The sequence below is a fragment of the Burkholderia sp. APQ4-4ca genome, assembly GCF_057837105.1.
Window position 1 is genome coordinate 1 of the sequence record NZ_JBYQCG010000186.1, and the last position, 4,623, is coordinate 4,623.

A 4,623-nucleotide genomic window follows, 5' to 3' on the forward strand; every position below is an offset into this window, starting at 1 on the left:
GGCGCACTGTGCCCGGCCGACGCGGATATCGTGAAGAGCACGTATCTCGGCGGCGCGGGTAGCGGCGAGATCGTCAGCGTCAACATCGACGCGGTCGCGATGACGTACACGCTCAAGTGGCTCGAATCGCCGATTCCGCTGAAGACGGGCACCGTCACGCCGAGCCGCGTCGGCACGACCATCACCGGCAAGGTCATCCATCCGCCGACCGGCACGCTGCCGACCGCCGAGCAGACGCGCTGCGCGTTCGTCCTGACGCCGGGCACCGGCCCCGCGCCGGACGGCTCGACCTATTCGACGGCCGCCGACTTCAACCAGGCGAACCCGCCGATGCTGCTGGTCGGCATGGGCGTCGCGGGCGGCGGCATTCCCGGCGCGACGATCCAGTACGACGGGCTGACGATCATCCCGGGCGTCGTGCAGAACGTCGGCCAGGTGCCGAACCGTCACTTCGACTTCTATCCGTTCCTCGGCTTCGCGAACACGACGACCGACCTCTCGAAGCTGCCGGGCACGTACAACGCGCTGCTCTACCACCTCGTGCCGTCGGGCAACTACGCGACGAAGGGTTCGACCTCGAGCGAGACGTTCGACGCGAACGGCGCGTGCACGTCGAGCGGGTCGGGCGGCTGCCAGACGACCGGCGATCCGTGGAAGACGAGCCCGAACGGCGGCTACTTCGATAGCGCCAAGGCGCCGCAGACGCTGCCGCAGACGCAACTGCCGATCGTCGGCGCGACCGGCAAGTCGGCGACCGCGCACATGGTGATCGGCCAGCTCAACGGCGCGACCGTGCCGGTGATCGTGCGCACGGGCAACGTGAATCTCGGCACGCCGCCGCTGCACCTCGATGCGCAGGTCGACGACGAATCGGGCATCGCGGTGCTCGGCGCGGCGACGGCCGTCACGTCGGGCACGATCGACGGCGGCTACGCGGGCGCGGACTCGAACTTCAAGTACACGGCCGCGCTGATCCGCGGCGGCAACGCGTCGTTCATCAACCCGTCCACGCAGGCCGAGGAAGACGGCTTCACGCTCGACTACGGCCAGACGACGCCGGGCCTGCTGAACGCGAAGACCACTCCGCCGAGCGGCGCGAGCTACCCGTCCGCATCGGGCGTGGTGATCGCGACGGGCGGACTGTACGCGGCGCTGATCCAGGGCACGGTGAACGGCGGCGTCACGTCGACGTCGGCGAATTCGACGACGTCGTCGACCCCGTACTTCGGCGTGGGCGCGCAGATCAGCAAGTAGCGGGCGAGGACGCGGCGGCCGGCGTGCCGCCGCGTGACGCAGGGAAGGCACGAAAGCGTCCGGCACGGCGCGAACAAGACGAGCACGACCAACAGAAGCGGCCGACAGGGAGCTGGCCGCCGCACAAGACAAATCTGGAGGAGCAACATGAAGCGCAACCTCATTCTGGCGGCGGCCTTTGCCGCCCCCCTTCTTTCCGCCTGCGGCGGCGGCAGCGACAACCCGCCGCCGCTCGTCGAAGACCGGCTTTGCCCCGCCACGCTTGACTACAACACCGTGTTTACAGGCGGCGCGGGCAGCGGCGAACTCGCGAAGGTCCAGCTCGACACGACCAAGATGACCTGGCAGGTCACCTACGTCGAATCGGCGGTGCCGCAAAAGACCGGCACCGTCACGCCGACCCGCGCGGGCACCGTCGACAGCGGCACGCTCACGCAGGAAACGCTGCTGCCGACCAACAAGCTGAACCAGTGCGCGTTCCGGCTGAACGGCGCGAGCCTCGATGCGTCGCGTCCGGCGCGCATCTTCGTCGGCTTCGGCGTCGCGGGCGGCACGATTCCCGGCAAGGAGATCCAGTTCGACGGCGTGCTCGGCCAGGCCGCAGTGCCCGACACGACATTCCCGTACTACCCGTTCATCGGCTTCTCGTCGATCGAAACCGACATCACGAAGGTCGCGGGCACGTACAGCCACATCGGCTTCGGCGAAGTGCCGTCGCAGAAATTCGGCCCGGCGTCGATCGACGCGAAGGTGACGATCAACGCGGACGGCACGTGGACCAAGTGCGACACGACCGGCCAGTTCGCCGGCGGCGCGTGCACGCAGCAGGGCACGAACTTCGTGCAGTCGGCCGACGGCAGCGGCGCGTTCCAGTCGAACAACTACGCGAGCCAGTTGAAGCCGACGCTGTCGGCCACGCCGCAGGGCAAGGGCTTCATGGTCGTCGGCAAGCTGCGCAACCAGCTCGTGCCGATCCTCGTGCGCACCGGGGTCGCGAACCCGAACCCGACGCCGGACAGCAACGGCGTGCCGGGCCTGACCGCCGACGACGAATCGAGCATCTCGATCCTCGCGCCGCAGACGACCGTCGCGGCCGGTTCGCAGAACGGCGAGTACATCGGCGTCGACAGCCAGTTCGATTACCGGACCTCCGCGCTGATCGACAAGCAGGCCACGCTGCTCGATCCGTTCCAGCCGTCGCAGGCGTCGCTCACGAGAGTGCTCGACCTCGACTACACGCAGAAGGTGCCGGGCACGGTCACGACGATCCATACGGGTTCGGGCAGCACGTCGCCGACCGGCAAGTTCATCTTCTCGGGTGGCGTGTTCGGTTTCCTCGACAACGCGGGATCGACGCCGTATTTCACGATCGGCGCATTCGTCCAGTAAACGGAGGGGAAAGCCGTGATGAAGAAAACCCTTCTCTGCGCGGCGGCCGGCGCCGCCGCCGTGGCGCCGCTCGCCGCGCACGCGCAGAGCGCCGGCAGCAACGTCGTCACGCTGGGCTGGTTCCACGTCATGCCGCAGCAGAGCAGCACGCCGATGACGACCAACGTCGCGCCGACGCCGATCAACACGCCGCTGCGGCTGCCGCCGTCGTTCACGTCGGCCGGCACCGGGCTGCATACGAGCGGCGCCGACACCGTCGGCCTGACGATCAGCCACTTCCTGACCGACCACATCGCGGTCACGTCGGTGGCCGGCGTGCCGCCGGTGTTCAAGGTGTCGGGCCAGGGCACGATCAAGCCGCCGGGCCCGGCCGGCGCGCTCGGCACGCAGAACATCGGGCTGGGGTCGGTCAACCCGATCGTGAAGAGCGTGCGGCAGTGGAGCCCGGCGGTGATCCTGCAGTACTACTTCGGGCAGGCCACCGCGAAGTTCCGGCCGTTCCTCGGCCTCGGCGTGTCGTACAACTGGTTCAGCGACCTGCAGCTCAACACGAACTTCATCAAGCAGACGCAGGACAACCTCGGCGCGATCCTCGCGGCGGGCGCGGGCAAGCCGGGGACGACCTCGGTGGAGGCGAAAGCGTCGTCGTCCTGGCAGCCGGTGTTCAACGCGGGCCTGCAGTACAACGTGACGGAACACTTCGGGCTGGTCGCGTCGGTGACCTACATTCCGCTGAAGACGACGTCGACGGTGACGATCAAGGCGGCGGACGGCTCGGTGCTCGCCGAGTCGAAATCGGACCTGAAGGCGGACCCGATCATCAGTTACGTCGGGATGACGTACAAGTTCTGAGTGCGCGGCGGCGGCCGGCGAATGGAAATGGAGCGCTGCGACACAATCGCAGGCAAAAAAAAGCCCGCCTGATCGGCGGGCTGAATCCATATCAGAGGAGACATGGAGGAGACAGGTGCAATCATAGCGAATCGGTTTCCGCAATGCAACATTTCCGTAGGGAAAATAAGGATTTTCCCTCGAATGCGGCCTCTAGTTCGTTGTCACGGCGCCTGACCCCTTTTCGTTCTCCCGCTCGAGCACCTCGCCCAGCGCGTCGCGCAGCAGCGCGACCGGCCGCATCAGGCGGCCCGGCAACGTGCCGTGCACGATGTCGCATAAACATCGGACACCTACGATGGGAGTTCCTCCGCTCACCCCCAGGTTTCCGATGAACTGCCCTGCCCCTCGTTGCGCCGCCCCCGTTTCCCCGCCCGTCGCCGCGCCGGCTGCGCTGAGCACCGGCATGACGCTGTTCTTCGCCGCGACGGTCGGGGTGATCGTGATGGACCTGTTCGCCGCGCAGCCGTTGACCGGCCCGATCAGCGCCGATCTGCATCTGCCGGCCGGCCTCGCCGGTCTCGTCGCGATGCTCCCGCAGCTCGGCTACGCGGCCGGGCTCGTGTTGCTCGTGCCGCTGGTCGACCTGCTCGAGAACCGCCGCCTGATCGTCGCGACGCTCGCCGTCTGCCCGACCGCGCAGCGGCTCGCGCACGGCACGATGCTCATGGCGCTCGTCGTGCTCGGCGTCGCCGGCGCAGGCGGGTTCGGCTTCGATGCGCACGCCCATCGCGGTGTCGCGCTCGCGCTGCTGGCCGGCGGCGCGGCGCTGCTCGACGCGGGTGTGATCGTCGACCAGAGACCATCGGCCGCCGCGCGATCAACCTGCTGAACCCGGCCGCGCGCGGACGCCTGAACGGGCTGTTCGTCGGGCTGTTCTTCGTCGGCGGCGCGCTCGGCGCGGCGCTCGCGGGCAGCGCATGGGCATGGGGCGGCTGGAGCGCGGTGGTGCGGTGGTGCGGTGGTGCGGTGGTGCGGTGGTGCGGTGGTGCGGTGTGCGGTGTGCGGTGTGCGGTGTGCGGTGTGCGGTGTGCGGTGTGCGGTGTGCGGTGTGCGGTGTGCGGTGTGCGGTGTGCGGTGTGCGGTGTG

The 4,623-nt window shown here is 68.5% G+C and carries 3 protein-coding genes and 2 pseudogenes; 4 read left to right on the plus strand and 1 reads right to left on the minus strand.

Translation table 11 applies throughout. From position 1 onward, the window contains the following. From AC3IFE_RS20915 to AC3IFE_RS20925, 3 genes are all read left to right on the plus strand, one after another. The coding region (locus tag AC3IFE_RS20915; RefSeq protein ID WP_489191810.1) for a DUF2957 domain-containing protein at window positions 1-1,254 on the plus strand (1,254 nt) is incomplete at its 5' end. Between the two features lie 147 nt (window positions 1,255-1,401). After that, a complete protein-coding gene (locus tag AC3IFE_RS20920; RefSeq protein ID WP_489191811.1) occupies window positions 1,402-2,643 on the plus strand; it encodes a DUF2957 domain-containing protein in 1,242 nt (413 codons plus the stop codon). Between the two features lie 18 nt (window positions 2,644-2,661). Next, window positions 2,662-3,495, plus strand: coding sequence for an OmpW/AlkL family protein (locus AC3IFE_RS20925; RefSeq protein ID WP_089466422.1), 834 nt, complete (start codon window positions 2,662-2,664; stop codon window positions 3,493-3,495). A 192-nt stretch (window positions 3,496-3,687) separates the two neighbouring features. Here the strand turns inward: AC3IFE_RS20925 and AC3IFE_RS20930 are convergent. After that, window positions 3,688-3,807 (minus strand): annotated as a pseudogene (locus AC3IFE_RS20930) (LysR family transcriptional regulator); the annotation flags it as partial. Between the two features lie 58 nt (window positions 3,808-3,865). On the opposite strand from AC3IFE_RS20930, the pseudogene AC3IFE_RS20935 reads away from it, so the two are divergent. After that, window positions 3,866-4,623 (plus strand): annotated as a pseudogene (locus tag AC3IFE_RS20935) (hypothetical protein); the annotation flags it as partial.